At 52.4% G+C, this 1,275-nt stretch carries 1 rRNA gene; it reads left to right on the plus strand.

Going from position 1 to position 1,275, the window contains the following annotated elements:
- Positions 1 to 1,239: ribosomal RNA gene (locus MMY95_RS15565) — 23S ribosomal RNA — on the plus strand; the annotation flags it as partial.
- Positions 1,240 to 1,275: the final 36 nt, after the last annotated feature.

The raw sequence follows: 1,275 nt of genomic DNA on the forward strand, positions 1-1,275 counted from the left end.
ATCCTAAGGTGAGCGAGTGAACTCTCGTTAAGGAACTCGGCAAAATGACCCCGTAACTTCGGGAGAAGGGGTGCTGATCGCAAGATCAGCCGCAGTGAATAGGCCCAGGCGACTGTTTATCAAAAACACAGGTCTCTGCAAAATCGTAAGATGACGTATAGGGGCTGACGCCTGCCCGGTGCTGGAAGGTTAAAAGGATGGGTTAGCTTCGGCGAAGCTCAGAATTGAAGCCCCAGTAAACGGCGGCCGTAACTATAACGGTCCTAAGGTAGCGAAATTCCTTGTCGGGTAAGTTCCGACCCGCACGAAAGGCGTAACGATCTGGGCACTGTCTCAACGAGAGACTCGGTGAAATTATATTGTCCGTGAAGATGCGGACTACCCGCGACAGGACGGAAAGACCCCATGGAGCTTTACTGTAGCTTGATATTGAGTGTTTGTACAGCTTGTACAGGATAGGTAGGAGCCATAGAAACCGGAACGCTAGTTTCGGTGGAGGCGTTGGTGGGATACTACCCTCGCTGTATGACCACTCTAACCCGCACCACTAATCGTGGTGGGAGACAGTGTCAGGTGGGCAGTTTGACTGGGGCGGTCGCCTCCTAAAAAGTAACGGAGGCGCCCAAAGGTTCCCTCAGAATGGTTGGAAATCATTCGCAGAGTGTAAAGGCACAAGGGAGCTTGACTGCGAGACAGACAGGTCGAGCAGGGACGAAAGTCGGGCTTAGTGATCCGGTGGTACCGTATGGAAGGGCCATCGCTCAACGGATAAAAGCTACCCTGGGGATAACAGGCTTATCTCCCCCAAGAGTCCACATCGACGGGGAGGTTTGGCACCTCGATGTCGGCTCATCGCATCCTGGGGCTGTAGTCGGTCCCAAGGGTTGGGCTGTTCGCCCATTAAAGCGGTACGCGAGCTGGGTTCAGAACGTCGTGAGACAGTTCGGTCCCTATCCGTCGCGGGCGTAGGAAATTTGAGAGGACCTGTCCTTAGTACGAGAGGACCGGGATGGACATACCTCTGGTGTACCAGTTGTGCCGCCAGGCGCATCGCTGGGTAGCTACGTATGGATGTGATAAACGCTGAAAGCATCTAAGTGTGAAACACACCTCGAGATGAGATTTCCCATTCCTTTATGGAAGTAAGACCCCTGAAAGATGATCAGGTAGATAGGTTAGAAGTGGCAGTGCGGTGACGCATGAAGCGGACTAATACTAATCGGTCGAGGACTTAACCAAGTAATTGGTGTTCCGGTTCATATGAAGATATTTGAT

Origin of the sequence: Lactiplantibacillus sp. ME-2, from assembly GCF_022549155.1 — a bacterium.
Classification (GTDB): domain Bacteria; phylum Bacillota; class Bacilli; order Lactobacillales; family Lactobacillaceae; genus Lactiplantibacillus; species Lactiplantibacillus plantarum.